General features: G+C 25.6%; 18 protein-coding genes and 1 pseudogene. 1 reads left to right on the forward strand and 18 read right to left on the reverse strand.

The annotated features are described in order from the left end of the window. From F801_RS0101555 to ftsY, 12 genes and pseudogenes are all read right to left on the reverse strand, one after another. Positions 1–318 (reverse strand): annotated as a pseudogene (locus F801_RS0101555) (IS3 family transposase); the annotation flags it as partial. A 79-nt stretch (positions 319–397) separates the two neighbouring features. Beyond that, positions 398–1,390 (reverse strand): MSC_0882 family membrane protein, encoded by a 993-nt coding sequence (locus F801_RS0101560; RefSeq protein ID WP_020104537.1) that lies wholly within the window; start codon positions 1,388–1,390, stop codon positions 398–400. 43 nt (positions 1,391–1,433) lie between these two features. After that, positions 1,434–2,300: a class II fructose-1,6-bisphosphate aldolase gene (gene fba, locus F801_RS0101565; protein ID WP_014335375.1), complete on the reverse strand. Its 867-nt coding sequence runs from the start codon at positions 2,298–2,300 to the stop codon at positions 1,434–1,436. A 29-nt stretch (positions 2,301–2,329) separates the two neighbouring features. Next, positions 2,330–2,578 carry a DNA-directed RNA polymerase subunit delta gene (locus F801_RS0101570; RefSeq protein WP_013301926.1) on the reverse strand — a complete coding sequence of 83 codons (249 nt, stop codon included), beginning with the start codon at positions 2,576–2,578 and terminating at the stop codon, positions 2,330–2,332. 1 nt (position 2,579) lies between these two features. Continuing rightward, complete coding sequence (gene argS / locus F801_RS0101575; RefSeq protein ID WP_020104538.1) at positions 2,580–4,181, reverse strand: arginine--tRNA ligase; 1,602 nt, start codon at positions 4,179–4,181, stop codon at positions 2,580–2,582. Next, positions 4,181–4,963 (reverse strand): nucleotide exchange factor GrpE, encoded by a 783-nt coding sequence (locus F801_RS0101580; RefSeq protein ID WP_013301924.1) that lies wholly within the window; start codon positions 4,961–4,963, stop codon positions 4,181–4,183. The genes argS and F801_RS0101580 overlap by 1 nt, the downstream gene beginning before the upstream one ends. Positions 4,964–4,972: 9 nt before the next feature. Further along, the gene (gene hrcA, locus F801_RS0101585) at positions 4,973–6,031 is read right to left on the reverse strand and encodes a heat-inducible transcriptional repressor HrcA (RefSeq protein ID WP_013301923.1); all 1,059 of its coding nucleotides are present in this window, start codon (positions 6,029–6,031) and stop codon (positions 4,973–4,975) included. Position 6,032: 1 nt separating this feature from the next. Beyond that, positions 6,033–6,368: a thioredoxin family protein gene (locus F801_RS0101590; RefSeq protein WP_015084010.1), complete on the reverse strand. Its 336-nt coding sequence runs from the start codon at positions 6,366–6,368 to the stop codon at positions 6,033–6,035. A 51-nt stretch (positions 6,369–6,419) separates the two neighbouring features. Continuing rightward, positions 6,420–7,022 carry a hypothetical protein gene (locus tag F801_RS0101595; RefSeq protein WP_015084009.1) on the reverse strand — a complete coding sequence of 201 codons (603 nt, stop codon included), beginning with the start codon at positions 7,020–7,022 and terminating at the stop codon, positions 6,420–6,422. After that, positions 7,009–8,691: a ribonuclease J gene (locus tag F801_RS0101600; protein ID WP_014335371.1), complete on the reverse strand. Its 1,683-nt coding sequence runs from the start codon at positions 8,689–8,691 to the stop codon at positions 7,009–7,011. Before F801_RS0101600 ends, F801_RS0101595 begins: the two co-directional genes overlap by 14 nt. Positions 8,692–8,700: 9 nt before the next feature. After that, positions 8,701–8,940, reverse strand: a complete 240-nt coding sequence (locus tag F801_RS0101605) for a sigma factor-like helix-turn-helix DNA-binding protein (protein WP_014335370.1) — start codon at positions 8,938–8,940, stop codon at positions 8,701–8,703. Beyond that, positions 8,927–10,069: a signal recognition particle-docking protein FtsY gene (ftsY, locus tag F801_RS0101610; protein ID WP_013301921.1), complete on the reverse strand. Its 1,143-nt coding sequence runs from the start codon at positions 10,067–10,069 to the stop codon at positions 8,927–8,929. The genes F801_RS0101605 and ftsY overlap by 14 nt, the downstream gene beginning before the upstream one ends. A 213-nt stretch (positions 10,070–10,282) precedes the next feature. Here ftsY and rpsD point away from each other — a divergent pair, with 213 nt between their 5' ends. Further along, complete coding sequence (gene rpsD, locus F801_RS0101615) at positions 10,283–10,900, forward strand: 30S ribosomal protein S4 (RefSeq protein ID WP_020104540.1); 618 nt, start codon at positions 10,283–10,285, stop codon at positions 10,898–10,900. 172 nt (positions 10,901–11,072) lie between these two features. Here rpsD and F801_RS04480 read toward each other — a convergent pair whose 3' ends face one another. From F801_RS04480 to F801_RS0101655, 6 genes are all read right to left on the reverse strand, one after another. Continuing rightward, positions 11,073–11,972, reverse strand: a complete 900-nt coding sequence (locus tag F801_RS04480; RefSeq protein WP_308701783.1) for a ZmpA/ZmpB/ZmpC family metallo-endopeptidase — start codon at positions 11,970–11,972, stop codon at positions 11,073–11,075. Beyond that, positions 11,873–12,721, reverse strand: a complete 849-nt coding sequence (locus tag F801_RS04485) for a ZmpA/ZmpB/ZmpC family metallo-endopeptidase (RefSeq protein WP_318023986.1) — start codon at positions 12,719–12,721, stop codon at positions 11,873–11,875. Before F801_RS04485 ends, F801_RS04480 begins: the two co-directional genes overlap by 100 nt. Further along, on the reverse strand, positions 12,718–13,173 hold the full coding sequence (locus F801_RS0101635) for a ZmpA/ZmpB/ZmpC family metallo-endopeptidase (RefSeq protein WP_020104544.1): 456 nt from the start codon (positions 13,171–13,173) through the stop codon (positions 12,718–12,720). The genes F801_RS04485 and F801_RS0101635 overlap by 4 nt, the downstream gene beginning before the upstream one ends. Before the next feature lie 50 nt (positions 13,174–13,223). Then, the gene (locus F801_RS0101640; RefSeq protein ID WP_020104545.1) at positions 13,224–13,574 is read right to left on the reverse strand and encodes a hypothetical protein; all 351 of its coding nucleotides are present in this window, start codon (positions 13,572–13,574) and stop codon (positions 13,224–13,226) included. 544 nt (positions 13,575–14,118) lie between these two features. Further along, positions 14,119–14,523, reverse strand: coding sequence for a hypothetical protein (locus tag F801_RS0101650; protein WP_014335367.1), 405 nt, complete (start codon positions 14,521–14,523; stop codon positions 14,119–14,121). Between the two features lie 30 nt (positions 14,524–14,553). Beyond that, positions 14,554–15,468, reverse strand: coding sequence for a nucleotidyltransferase (locus F801_RS0101655; protein WP_014335366.1), 915 nt, complete (start codon positions 15,466–15,468; stop codon positions 14,554–14,556). Positions 15,469–15,541: the final 73 nt, after the last annotated feature.

Here is a 15,541-nt window from a genome sequence, read left to right on the forward strand (position 1 = left end):
AATTCCCGATTCTAAATATTTTTTCGCTCAAAAAGATATTTGACTTGGATTAAGATTATTTTCAAGTGAAATTTTAACAATTGGTTCACCAGCTAAAAATCTTTTAACTATGTTTAATCTTTGATCTATAGTTCACTTTTTATTTCGTGGTTTTTTCTTAAGACCTTCAACACCTAATTTGTCATAAATTTTTTCTCAAAAATTTACTTGATTTAAAAAATTTTTTTGACTTGTATTAGCAAAATCAGGCTTTTTAATTTCAATTCCTTTTTTGTATTTTTTTACACATTCTAATTTAAATTCTAATGAATATTTCATAAAAAATCCCCTTTTCTATTTTTCTAGGAAAAGGGGATCTGCTCACATAAATGGCTCTTTTTGTTTGTTTTTTAATATTTTATTTTTTTGCTCTTCTTTTTCTTAGTAAAAGCACAACAATTACAACTGGGAATAAAATTAAAACAAAATAAACAACAAAACAAATAAAATGCCTTTTAGATCTTATACGGTCAATGTCAATTTCTCTTCTGTAGACTTGACCAAACACAGCATCTATATTTGCTAGTCTTTTTCTAATTACTAAGTAATTTATTAATCCTAGAACAAACACAGTACCAACAGCAACATACATTAAAATTCCAACCAATTGAGGATTTTTAAAATGTTTTGTTAAAAATTCTGAAACTATTTTTTGTATTCCTTGAAGAATTTGTTCTGTATTAGAAGTTGGTTCTTTTATTTGAACAGTGCTTAAGAAAAACAACACAGATGCAAAAATTAAACCAGCAGTGACAAAATATGCAGCAATTCAACTTCTAGTTACTTGTTTTAAAGTAAGTTTTTTAACAATATTTGGCAATGTTCCAGGCATTGTGAAAACACTTGAATTTGCCATTAATTGATCTTTAAATATTTTTATAGCTTTCTTAGTAGAACCACGATCAATTGCGCTTTTTACAAAACTAAATAAAAATAAAATAGCTAAAACAATTGGAAAGATTAAAAATCACTGACTGTATTGATTATTAGAAAAAAATTTGTTCACTGCTTCACTTGGATATTTTGTTTCTAAAAATCTTGTAACAATAACAAAACCAAGAAAAGCCAAGCAAATTAAAGAAATAATCATTTGTCAAAGAAGAATTCTAGTTTCTGAACCGAAAATTTTTTTTACTTCTTTTTCTATGTTTTTTATTCTGTTTTCATTGTCTAATCCATTTGGAAATTGTCCATAATTAGTTGGATATGGACTCTGTGGAGCGTATTGCGGAGGATAGGATTGTTGTGGATATTGACCTTGAGGATATTGCTGAGATGGATATGGTTGATTATTAGTTGGTTGTGGAAAATTGGGTTGATAATTTTGACTTTTGTTATTCTTTTTAAACACTTTTAATTCCTTTTTTTATAAAAAATATTGCTTATACACAAAATTATGCTTTATCTTTTGAACCGAATTCTAAAATTTTCTTTTCAATGGTTTCTTCCATTAATTTAATTCCTGGTGCATACATTTTTCTTGGATCGTAATTTTTACCTTTTTTTACTTCACCAGAGACAATAAATTCTGTAATTCCTTTTGCGTTTGCAAGCTGCAATTCTGTATTTATGTTAATTTTTGAAATTCCTAACTTAATTGCTTCTTGAATTTGATCAGTTGGAATTCCAGAGCCACCATGAAGAACTAGTGGTAATTGTGTAACAAAAGAAAGATTTTTTAATGTATCAAAGTCTAAAGATTTTCAATTAGGAGGATAAAGTCCATGTATATTTCCTATACCAGCAGCTAACATTGTAACACCAGCTTCCTTCATTTTTAAAGCTTCTTCTTCTGAAGCAATTTCACCTAAACCAATAACACCATCTTCTTCTCCACCAATAGAACCAACTTCTGCTTCAACAGAAACATCTTTTTTAGAAGCTGCAGCAATAACTTTTTTTGTATTTTTAAGATTAACTTCAAAACTTTCATGAGATCCATCATACATAACAGATGTAAATCCTGTTTTAATAGCAGCTAAACAAGTTTCAACTGTTCCATGATCAACGTGTAAAACAACTGGAATTGTGATTTTTAAAAAATCCATTAGGTTAGTTACTAAATTGAAAACTGTTTTAACTCCTCCCATGTATTTAAGTGCACCTTCTGAAATTCCTAAAATAACAGGTGAGTTCATTTTTTGACAAGTTGTAAGAATTACTTTTACTCATTCTAAATTATTAATATTAATGTGTGGAACAGCGTATCCGTTTTTATGTGCCTTTTGTAAAATTTCTTTAGCATTTACTAATTTTTTCATAGCATCTCCTTCATTTTTGTTTGCGAAAATTAATGATTAACAAAGTTATGTCTTAATTTTCAAACATTATCTCCTACCATGGTAAAGTTGCCATCCACAGTTAGAAGTTTATATAATTCGCCTTTTTTTCTAATTAAAATTTCATCAAAACTTAAATTAGGTAATTCTTCCTTCCATTTTGGTAAGAAATCTTTAAGTATTGAATTAAATAAATCATTAAAACTTAATTGTGAATTTAATTTTAAAGCTTCTATTGCAGCTGTAATTAAAGTTTTCATATTACATCCTTTCCTTTATACTCACACCTATTAATTTAAGTCCAATTTTAAGAACAATTCCTGTAGCTTTTACTAATGCTAACAAGTTTTTTTCATTTGGATTTCCAATTATTTTTGAATTTGAATAAAAAGAATTGAAAGTTTTTGCTAAATTAAGTAAGTATTGATTTAATAAGTTAATTTTATAATTTTTTGTAATTGTTGCAATAATTTCGTTAAATTCCTTCAAAATATTTATTAATTTTATTTCATTTTCTTCAAAAAAAGAAGTAGCTTGATATTCTTTGATCTCTGATTTTAAAAGTAATTGAGCAATTCTGGCATAAGAATATTGAATAATATAAACTGGATTTTGATCAGAAATTTGGTTTGCTTGGTCTAAATCAAAATCTAAATTAGTATTTTCGCTTCTATTAATCATAAAATAACGAATTGCATCTTTGGAACAAAGTTCTAATAAATCTTTTAAAGTAAAAGAAGTCCCGCGTCTTTTTGACATTTTAAGTTCTTGGTTGTTTTTTATTAATTTTACTAGTTGATAAATAAGAAAATCTACTTTGTTTGGATAACCTAAAATGGATAAAGCTGACTTCATTCTCTGAACATAACCAATGTGATCTGCACCTCAAACATTTATTAGTTTATCTGGATTATTGCTTTGAAGTTTTTGCAAATGATAAGTAATATCAGGAGTAAAGTATGTATAAGTACCATCTTGTTTAATTAAGACTCTGTCTTTATCATCACCGAATTTTGTTGTTTCTAATCAAAGTGCATCGTCTTTTTTGTAAGTATGTTTTAATGAACTTAATAAATTATCAATCTTTTTGTCTTGATAAAGCTTTTTTTCTGAAGAAAAAACGTCAAAATGAATGCCTATTTGTGCTAAATCTTTTTTAATTTCTTCAAGAAAAATTTTAGTTCCTGTTTCTTTAAAAAAACTCAAAACTCCTTCATTTTCAAGGCTTTTTTGTTGATATTTATCTTTTACTAAATCAAAAACTTGTTGCGCAGCTCAAATTATATCTTGGCCAAAATATCCATCTTCAGGCATTGCAAAATTAGGATTAAAAATTTGTTGATAACGTGCAAATAAAGATTTGGCTAAATTATCAATTTGCACTCCATTGTCATTGATGTAATATTCACGAATTACTTTGTTTCCAGCATGTTCTAAAACATTTGCTAAAGTCGCACCAATAGCAGCACTTCTAACGTGCCCTAAGTGTAAATAACCTGTTGGATTTGCTGAGACAAATTCTACGTTATAGACTTTATTTTGCTTTAAATTGGCAAAATTTTCACCTTCTAAAATGATGTTATTTACTATATTCGCATAAGATGTATTAGAAACAAAAAAGTTTATAAAACCTGGTTTTACAACTTCTATTTTAGTAAGAAATAATTTGTCTTTGTCTATTTGTTCTACTACTTTAGTTGCAAAATCTATAACATCTAATTTATACTTACTTGCAACTACCATTGCTAAATTTGTTGAATAATCAGCGTGTGATTTTGAAGGTGTAAGAACAACATTGGCTTCGTAACCGAAATTATTGATTATTTTTTGAAGCACTTGCTTGATCTGCTCATCTATTTGCATTATTTTTTACCCACCACTACAAGCGCAGGTTTAATTACTCTATCATGTAGTTTATAACCTATAGATTTTACTTCAATAATAGTTTCATTATTTGAAATATCTTCTACATGATAAACACTGTGAAAATGTGAATCAAATTCAGCACCTTTTTTTGGTTCAATTTTTTCTAAACCAAAAGATTCTAAAACCTTTTCTAATTGTCTATACAACATTGCAAAGCCTTTGACATAATTAGAAACGGCAGCATTATCTGCATCACTTCCAAAATCAATGGCTGACTTTAAATTAGAAAAAGGAGAAATAAAGCTTTCTAAAAATTTTTGTAAAGAAAATTTCTTGATATTTTCTTTTTCTTCTTCCATTTTTTTATGTACTTCTTCTTTTATTTCTTTTACTTTTAAAGAACTTTTGGATTCTAGTTGTTGGATCTTGTTTTTAAATTCGAATTCTGCAAATTTTGCTTGTGTTTCTAATCTAATAACTTTAGATTCTAAAGCCTGTAATTGACTAATAAGTTCTTCATTTTTCTTTTTGACATCTTCTAAAGTTTCTTCTTTGACTTCTTCAACAGATTGCGAATTTTCTTTTTTTTCTGAAGCTTTTGCTTCTTTTATAGTTTTTTGTATCTCTTTTTCAATTTCTTTTAATTTAGCTGCTTCTTTTTCTAAATCCTCTACAACTGTTTCTGCTTCTTCTAATTCTTTTTGCTCTTCTTCTAAAGATATAGAATTTCTTTCTTGAATTAATTCTTCTTCACTAAATTTACTTTTTTTCTTAAACATAATACTCCTTTATACTTTTTGGATTTTTGGTTCTTTTTGTTTGTCTTTGCTTTCTTTACTATTTAATAATTTGGTATCTTTATTATTTAAAAAATCTTCTAATAATTTTATTCCGGTAAGTATCGCAGAATAATTCATTTTCTTTGTTGAACCAACAATACTTAGTTCCTTTAAGTTAGAAGATTGTGGAAATTTTTTTGAAATAAAAGATGTTTCTTGTGATTCTATGTTAATCTTTAAAGTTTCTTGCTTGTCTTCTGGATGAAGCTTTTCTAAAAACTCTCAAATTGAATTTTTTTCTATTATTTCTAAGATATCAATTAATTTTTGTCTTGAAATATCTTTGTTTAAAATTAAAGAATTTTTATTATATATTTGTGAAGTATGTTGCATTTGAAAATTAAAAATATTTTCAACAAAATGCTTTAGTAATCCATCTGTATTTTTGATTTCTTGAGATAAAATTGGACTTAAAATTTGCAATGTTGTTGCAATTTGACTAATAGAGATACCTAAAAGTCGTTCTTTAAAAATTCTGATCGCAATTTGCACATCATTTTTTGAAATGGTTTCATTAAAGTGAATAACTTTATTTTCAACTTTCCCACTTGATGTTACTAAAACAACAACACCTGATGAATCACTAATAATAGTTAAATGGATTGACATTAATTTTTCATTAGTATTATTTGTTGTTGTTACTAAAGTAATATTTGCAATATCAGAAATAATTTTAACTGCTTCAGAAACAGTTTCGTCTATTGAAGTCCTACGTTTTGCAAAAATATCTTCTAATTTTTGCTGTAAATCATTATTAGTATCATTTGCTAAAAATTTAGCATAATATTCATAACCTTTAAGAGTAGGAATTCTTCCACTGGAGGCATGAGATTTTTCTAAAAAACCTTCTTTTTCAAGGAAAAGCATCGCATTTCTAATAGAAGACGGCGCATGATCTAAGTTGTAAAATTTCTTAAGATTTTTTGAACCAACTGGCTGACCTGTTTTGATGTAAAGTTCAATAATATATTTTAAATATTGTGCTGTCTTAACTTTTATTGAATGCATACTATTTTGCTAAAGCTTTGTCTACTTCTTGAATTAATTTTTCTTTTGGGCAGTATTCAAAATTTTTGAATAAAATTTCTCCATCTTTTAAAACTAATTGTGTTGGAACTTTTAGTACTTCAAATCTTGTTCCTTGTTTTCTAAATAAACCAGATTCTTCTGCGTCTACTTTAATTATTTGTACGTTTGGATTGTCTTTATAATAATTTGATAAATTTTCCATAACTGGAGCCATCATTTTGCAATCTCCACATCATGTTACATAAAATTCTAATAAAACAACACCTTTTTCAATTTTATTTTGAGCATCTTTTCAAAGTAATTTTTCTAATTGCATTTTTATAACTTTCATCTTTAGGAAAAACAAAGTTTTGCTTCTTTTTTCTTTCTAAATTGAAGTTTTTCTCCTTTGTATATTGTTATTTTTTGTTAATTTTGTTGACTTTTTTAAATTGGAAATTAGTTTATAGCCAAAGTAGATTAGTCATAAAACTAGTAATAAAAAAGATATTGAAATTATACCATATTGTGTAAATATAGCACCAAATATAGCAAAGCTTAAAAAAGATAAAAAACCTGCATTTCAAACAAAAGGATGATAATCATTATTGGATGAAGTAAATAAATTCCATCAAGTTATAATTGAATTTTTGGCTAAAAATTTAGGGTCAAAATCCTTCATTGTTAAAAAATATTGAAAATAAATGCTTATTCAATTAATTATTAAAAAAAGAAAAATCAAAAAGAAAATATCTTTAGATTTTCATTGAACAGCTGTAAAAATCAAGGTAGTTTTGTATTTAAAAGTTATAAAAATTACAATCAAATAAATCATCGGAGTATATCAACCAAAGACAACTCCAAATAAATAATCACTTAAAGTACTTACTCCATTAACATCAATAAATTCACTAACAAATAAAAATAAAAAAACTAAGATTATTACTATTTTTGTAGCAATCAAAGCAAAATTAGAATTAATAATTTTCATAAAAAGCAACAATAATTACAGGTTCTTTATCAATAGCTTTAAAAATTTTTCTTTTAATACTTTTTTGAATTTTTTCTTGTACTTCTTTTACTTGATTATCACTTAGTCTTGTTTTTGAAACAGCTGAGAAGTGAGTATAAACAACTTCGTGAATAATTTTGCTTACTTTTTCTTTATTTTCTTTAGTTAAAATTCCGTATGAATTAATAATTAACTCAGAAATTAAACGTTTGGATTTAGTATCTAATAAAGCACAAACTACAATAGTTCCATCTCTTGAAAGTGCTTCTCTTTCTTTGATAACCTCTGTTGAAATATCTCCAACTCCAAAACCATCTACTATAACTTCACCAGCGTTCTTAATAGAATGTTTTTGTGAAATTAGTTGTCCATCAAGAAAAAAAGCAACTTTTCTATTTTGTAAAATTATGATATTTTCTCGATTAATGCCAGCACGTTCTGCTGTTTTTCCAGCGACTACTAAATATCTATATAAACCTTGGATTGGAATAAAAAACTTTGGTTTTAAAGCTTTTAAAACTTCAAAAATATCTTCTTCTGATGGTCTTGTTCTATAAAATTGGGTTTCAGTAATATCAACTAATTGTTTTGCTACTTTTGCAATTTCATCTAAAACTCGAGAATGTAATACTTCCATTCCGTTAATAGGTGGAGCTAACATAATAACAGAATCTGTTTTTTTAAGCTTAAAAAAGACATCATCTTTTTCTAAAATTCTAAAAAATCTTTGGTAAATTCGCTCAGGTGTTGATGTAATTAAGATTACAGAATTATCGATTTTATTAGCTTGCCTGAAATCAAAAAATTCTGGATAATGTATTTCAAGATTTTGTTTTTGTGCTAATCGTTGATTCATTTCTAAAAGATTGTCATAATTTCTACCATATACAGCAACTTTACGTTTGTATTTGTAAGCTAAATCAAGGATTTCTTGAATTGAAAGCATCTCTTCATCGTATGCTCCGACAATTATTCTTGAAGTGGATTTTGTTGTTAAAAATGTTTTTTCTAAAAACTTTTTAGCAAAAATTTTATCTATTGTTTTACCTGGATAATTAGCTCTTGTTGAGTCAATCATAGCCATCAAAATTGGTTTACTTGATTCTAATGATCTTTTTAAATAATTTAAATTAGTATTTCCGTAAATTCCTAAATTTCCAACAATAAAATTAGATAAAAATAAAATTAGTCCATCTTCTGTTTCGAAGTTATAACCATAAATTCCAGGAATTGATCCAGCTAATTGAATGGGTTTGACAAAAACATCATCATCTATTTTGATTTTTTTTGTAAGTGAAACAATTTCATATTGATTATTACTTATTTTATATTTTGTTAGTCTTTCTAAAATTAAAGCTTTTGTAAATGAAGAACAATAAATTTTAATTTTAGGAACTTTCATAATTAATCAAGGAAGTGCCGAAAAAGATTCATTTTTCACATCTGTTAGAAAAATTCCTTTAACCCTTGAATAATTTTCTTCAATATAAGTAAAATCAGGAATAACAGTGTCTATTCCTAATGAATTACTAAGTGGAATTTTAGCTCCTGTGTTAATTAAAAAAATCGAATTATCAATTTCCAAAACATATGAATTTTTTCCATTTTCATCTTGTCCACCAAGTGCGAAAAAACTAATTTTTGCCATTTATCTCCTTTAATTTTGATGTTTTTTATAAATTTCTTCTAATTTTATTTTTGTCTTTTTTAATGTATCAAAAACAGCAGATCTAGTAACTGCTAATTCAATAGCTACTTCATTTAATGAAAGATCTTCTACAAAATATAAATGAAAAACTTGCTTTTGATTTTGAGTTAATAAAAAAGAATATTTTTTAAATAAATTTAGTCAATATTCCTTTTTTTCAAGTAAAGCAAGTTCTTTATTGTTGTTCATATTCTTTAATTAAATCTTTGGTTAGTGCATAAATAAAGTTATCTAAATTAAATTCTTGTAGATCATCCATTTTTTCGCCCAAACCTATTAATTTAACATCCATATCTAATTCGTCTTTAATTGAGAAAATGATTCCTCCTTTTGAGGTACCATCCATTTTTGTTAAAACTATTCCAGAAACAGGTGTTGCTTCTTTGAAATGTTTTGCTTGTGATATTCCATTTTGACCTGTTGTTGCATCTAAAACTAATAGAGACTCATGAGGTGCATCTGGATATTTATTTTGAATTACTTTATTAACTTTTTTGAGTTCATTCATTAAATTCACTTTATTTTGAAGTCTTCCAGCTGTATCGATGATTAAAACATCGTAGTTTTCGCTTTCAGCTTTTTCTATTGCTCGATAAACAACAGAACCTGGATCAAATTCATTTGGATTTGGTTTTAGTATATCTGCCCCAACACGATTTGCCCAGATTTCTAATTGTTCAACAGCTGCTGCTCTAAAGGTATCTCCAGCTGCAATGAGAATTTTTTTACCTTCTTTTTTCAATTGATTTGCTATTTTGGAAATTGATGTTGTTTTTCCTGAACCATTAACACCAATCATTAAAATAATGTTTAACCTTCCATCTTTAATATTTAAATGAGTATTAATTATAGACCTATTTGCATAAATGGTGTACATTTTATCTGCAATTAACTCGTTAATGAGTTTAGAATCAGAAATATTTTGTTTTTTTACTTCCTTTTTAAGCTCATCGATAATTACATCAACAAAAAAAGGAGAAATATCTGACATTATTAAAATTTCTTCTAATTGTTCAAAATATTCTTCATCTACTTTAAGTTTTGATCTTTGTAATTCAATTAATTGTTCAGAAAGTGAAATATTCGCTTTTGTTAATCCAGCAACATATTTATCTATTTTTTCTTCTTTAAGTTCTTGTTTTTGCTTTTCAACTTCCTTCTTTTGCTTTGTAATTTCGTCTAATTGTTTTTCTTCATCTGTCTTAGAACGACCAAAAATTTTTTCTTTTAATCTTTTAAAAAATGACATATTCTTTAAATTATAAATTAATTTTTGTTTTTGCTTCTTTTGTTGGAGAATTTTTCTTGATTTTTTCACAAAATTTTCTTTTTTTCCTTGGAAAATATAGAATTTTTATTAAAATATTTAAACATTATTTAAACAGCGAAATGGTATTTATTTTAAAATTTTAAATTTGCTTTAAATTTGTGAGTAAGAATGCTGTTATCCGAAAACATTAAATTTAAAATTCAAATAAAGAATCATTTTCCTTTTTATTAATGAAAAAATTATTATAAAAGGAGAAAAATTATGTCACGTTATACAGGTCCTGTATTTAAAAAATCAAGAAGATATGGGTTTTCAATTTTAGAAACTGGAAAAGAGTTTGTTAAAGGAAAACAAAGAAAATATGCTCCAGGTCAACATGGACAAAGAAAAACTAAATTATCTGACTATGGATTACACTTATACGAAAAACAAAAAGTTCGTTTTATGTATGGAATTAATGAAAGACAATTTAGAAATACTTTCAAAAAAGCTACTAAAAAACACGGAGTTGCAGGTACAGTTTTCTTACAAACATTAGAATCTAGATTAGATAACATAGTTTATAGAGCAGGATTTGCTGAAACAAGAAGACAAGCAAGACAATTAGTAAATCACGGTCATTTTTTATTAAATGGTAAAAAAGCTAATATTCCTTCAATGATTCTTTCTGTTGGAGATAAAATTGAGTTAACAACTAAAAAAGAAGGAAAAATTAGAAAAAATGTTCAAATTCTTGAAGCTCTTGAAAAAAACAGAACAGCTGAATGAATTAAATTAGAAAAAGATAAATTTAAAGCAACATTTGAAAGATTACCAGAAAGAAAAGAATTAAATCCAGAAATTAAAGAATCTCTAATTGTTGAGTTCTACAGCAAATAATATAATTATTGTAAAACCAGAAGAATACTTTCTTCTGGTTTTATTTTGCTTCTTTTTTATAGGATTTACTAAGTAAAAATGCTTTCTGTAAAATCTTTTGTACTTCATTTATAAATATTAATCATAGCTTTTATAAAAGCAAAAATTTCTGTATTATCATCATAACCTTGTTTTAAAGAATGTGAATTATGAAAATCTCTTTTAGTATTTCTTCTACAATTTTATCTACATTTTTAAAGTAAAATGAAGGTGTTTCTATTTTTGAACTTCCCTGGAATTTTGTATATTCATAATTAAAATCATTAATTTTTTTAAGTTTATCTTGCTTAGCTAAAACTTCTTTATACATAGCTTTTTTAAAATCTTTAAAAGTTTTGTATTTATAATCTACATTATTGAGCTTGAAAATTTTTTGAAACACTTCATCGTATGTGAGTCTGTTTTTACCAGGCTCTAACATCATATTTGAAACATAGGGTGGCATTCCTTTTTGATAACCAAAAGCTGCAAGTAGTTCAAAAGCAATTCTTCTAAAAGAGTAATCACCTGGCGAACCTGTTTTATTCTCTGCTGTAGCTCAAAAGGCTTTAAACATTGGAATTTGGTAGTATCAATCTTTCCTTTGAATACCATATTTTAAAGTGTTTGTGGGCGTAAAAATTATTAAATCATTATCTACAAAATCATTTATAGAATTTAAATTCAACCTTTTTATTTCTTCTTTATTTAGTTTTTGTATGTTATTTTGACCACTTGAATCTGTTGTAATTTTGGCTAAAAAATCAACAGCTCTTTCTGGCTTATTTTGTGTTAATTGAATCAGTGCTTTTGCTTGTGTAGCTTCAAGTAAATAAACTAAATCAAAAATATTTTTAAAGTAATTTTGTAAATCTTGTTCTGATTTAAATTGGTATGGGGTTGTGTTTCTTAACTTGATATTTCATTTTGTTTGTCTATTATATTTAGTTCCTATTATTTCTTTATCTTTAATATTGGAATAATCTTTGATTGTATTAATACCAAAAAATCTTGATTTGCTTCATAAGTTGATTCAAATAAACCTCTTGCAAATAGTTCAGGTTCAAGGTCTAATCGTCTTTGATGATTTTCAAATAAAATTGTTCTATCATAAGCGTGAGTAAGTTCGTGTGAATATGTTGCTCAACCAAAATCTGTTAGTATTCTAGCGTTTTGAAAATGGACAATATCTTGTGTTTCTCCATAATAAGCTTGAACTTCTCCTCTATGTCCTTGTGAATTTGAGTAATAGTCTATTAAAGGACCAAAAAAATTATAGTATGAAGCAATATCATAATCTTCTCTTGGATTTAATCATCTATTTTTCTGTTTTTGATCAACCAAATTAAATCCATCTACTATTAATGTAGTTCTAAATAATTTCATTTTTGATTCATTAGAAATTATCCTAGATCAAAAATCAGACCAACTTCTTTGAGCTGTAGCTATTTGCTGGATTTTTTCTTCTAATTCCTTTATTTTTGAATGATTTTTTAAATTTATATAGCTTTCATACATACCCACAGATAAAGAATTTATAGTTGAAATTATGTAAACAGTTTGCTCTGGTAAGGTAAGTAAAACGGGAATTCAGGCTTTGTAATTTGGGTGATTTTTTAACTTAAATCAAATTTTGTTTACTTTGCTTTCATCATTAGATTCTTGTAATTTTTTTAAATCATCATATTTTGAATTTTCTTCAACTATGTAGGCTTTGGTTGTATTTTTAAATCAAGTATTTGCGGCTAATGAAGAAATATTTAACTGATTTTCTATGACTTCAAAATATGTTTTATTTACTAATGATTTAAAATTCTCATCAAAAAAGTAATTATATTCTTTGACTTATAAGTATCTTTATCAACTACACCTTGTATTTTGTTTTTATAATATCTAGAAGGATATCAATGTGGAAGATATTGTTTAAAATCATTAGGTAAATCTATTAAATAATCTAGTATTAAAACTTTTTTATTTTTATTAAATCAATTTGAAAATAAAAGTCAATTTTTAAAATTTCACCTATTTATATTAAAGTTAAATCATCTATTTAAATATGAAAGAATAAATACTAATTTTTCTTTATTTTCTTTTATTTTTGTAGCTAATCTTCGTTTTTGATCATCAGTAATATTTACTGAATTAACATAAAAATTAAAAATATTAGAAATAATTTCTTTTGCTTTAATTTTTGTTTCGTTAAAAGATTTTTCTAAAAATAATTTTTTAAGATCAGTATTATTAGCTGATAGCAAACCATTATAACTATCTGAATATAAATTAAGCGTGGATAAATCACCTAAATCTAATTGAACTGAATTTTCATTTTGACAACGAAAGCAATATATAAAAGTTCATTATTATTGTTTTTTATTTTATATTCTACAAGATTGTTTTCTGTTTTAAAAAATTCAACATCATATATTTTTGTAAAATTATTTTCAAATCTTATTTCTAATTTTTTAATTAAATTATCTTGATTATGATTTTGAACTACTTCATTTTGATCATTTAGATTTGTTATCGAAACGATATTTTTGCCTTCGAAAAAATTCTTCATGTTTTCTTCTATTGGATTATTTTTATCGATAGAAGCAAAAGGCATTGATGTATGTGAAATAGAATTAGAAATTGGTTTTTCAATTTCGTTCTGCATTTTTTCAGTACTATTTTGTGAAATTTCTACATCTTATTTATTTAAATTAATTGTATCTTTTGAAATTGTTTCTGTATTCGTACTTATTTTTATAACTTCGTCTTTGTTTTTATCTTCTTTTGTTTTAGTTTCAACTAAAGAAATATGATTTTTATTTGGTTCTGTAAAAATTACTTTTTTGCTTGTTTTTTCTTCATTTTGGTTAGGATTTTCTTGGATAACATCTTGGGATTTAGTGCTATTTTCTTTTTTTGAAAAGATGAATTTGTTTGATTATGTGAAGAATTGAAATCTGTGTTTTTTAAATGAATATCTGTTTTTGGATGATCAGACGTTTTATTAGATTTGTGGGTTTGGCTTGTTTCTGTATTTTCATTCTGATTTTTATCTTTTAAATTATTTTGTGGTTTATCTTGTGAATTTAATTGTCCAGAAATATTATTAAGTCGAGAGTTCTGTGAAGGCTCTTCTGAGGATTTTTCTTTATTTTCTTTATTAATTTTTAAGTTTTGAGAAACTGTTATGTTTTTGTTTAGATTTTTATCTAAATCGCCGAGTGTACTATAATTTTTGTTTTAATTTTTGTTTCTGTTTTTTCAGTAGTTAGGTGAAGAGATTTGTCATCAATGGATATCTTGTTTTCTGGTTGCTGAATCTTTATGATTTTAGGAATAATATTTAATGATTTGTTTTGTAAGTTTTGATTATCGTTTTCATTGTCAGAAATATTGATTTTTTTATCATCTGAAGAATCTTTTGCTTTATTATCTTTGCTTTTTTTATTATCTTGTGGAAGCAAACAATTATCATTATAAATATTTAAATTTTGCTTTTGGTCTTGTATTTTGGGCTTAGAATAAATTATTCCTAAAGTTGTAGAAATAGTAATGATAGATGAAGCTAATAATGCTGAAGAAATGATGGTAATTTTCTTCTTAGAACTTTTCATATTTTTATATTATAAATGAAGAAATTTAAATTAAACTTCAATTTCATCAGGATTTGTAATCTGCAATAAAATGTACAACATTATTCTTTTAATTCTACTACTTGTATATCGTTTAGAATTAACTCTGTTAATAAACGAATCAAAATCAGGAGCGTTAATATGTTTTTTAAAAAGATTTTGGATTCCTTCAGAAACTAAATGGAATTGAGCTAATTCTTCAGAAGATTTTTCTCTAACTATTTTTTGAAACTGTGGATAGTGATTTTCGATTCTGTCAGGAGTAGAAATAAATTTCATAGGGCTATATTGTGAAATGTCTTCATTTTTATAGATTAATTTACGTAAATAAGATGCAGAAGCAAAATGATCTTCTGGTGTTTCTGAGTGAAAATTAATAGTTCTTTTTAGACAGTGAGCCTTAATACTATAATTATTAAAAACAATGGCTTTAACATATTCAAAACCTAAAATATCATTAGGTAAAGTAATAAGTGAACCTGTTAATTCCTTAAGAGCTAGTGCTGAAGCATTTGGAAAAGAATTTCCTTGTTTTAAAAACATTTTTATGAGTTGATTATACTTTTCAAAATTATCTTTAATTGTAGTAGCTAAAAAATACATTTGATCAATATTATTTGATTCAGAGCCGAAAATTAATTTATCTATTTTATTTTCTGCAACAATTTCTATAGCCCCTTGAGCAAAAATATGAGCGGCTTGAGTTGCATATTTAAAAGGTAATTTTATAACTTCATCTGCTCCAAATTTTAAAGCAAATTGTTTTCTAGTTTCAAAATCAGCTACTGCCAACTCACCTCTTTGAGTATATTTTCCGCTTAAGATTACAACAATTTTTTCATTTGGAAAATGTTTTTTAACATAATTTAGTTGATAAATATGACCATTATGAAAAGGATTATATTCTGCTATTATTGCTATTGACATATTAAATAATTATATTATTTTTGTAATATTTCGAATTAAAAACAACACCTTGATTTGGGTGTTGTTTTTAAAT

The sequence above is a fragment of the Mesomycoplasma hyorhinis ATCC 17981 genome, assembly GCF_000383515.1.
Lineage (GTDB): Bacteria > Bacillota_I > Bacilli_A > Mycoplasmatales > Metamycoplasmataceae > Mesomycoplasma > Mesomycoplasma hyorhinis.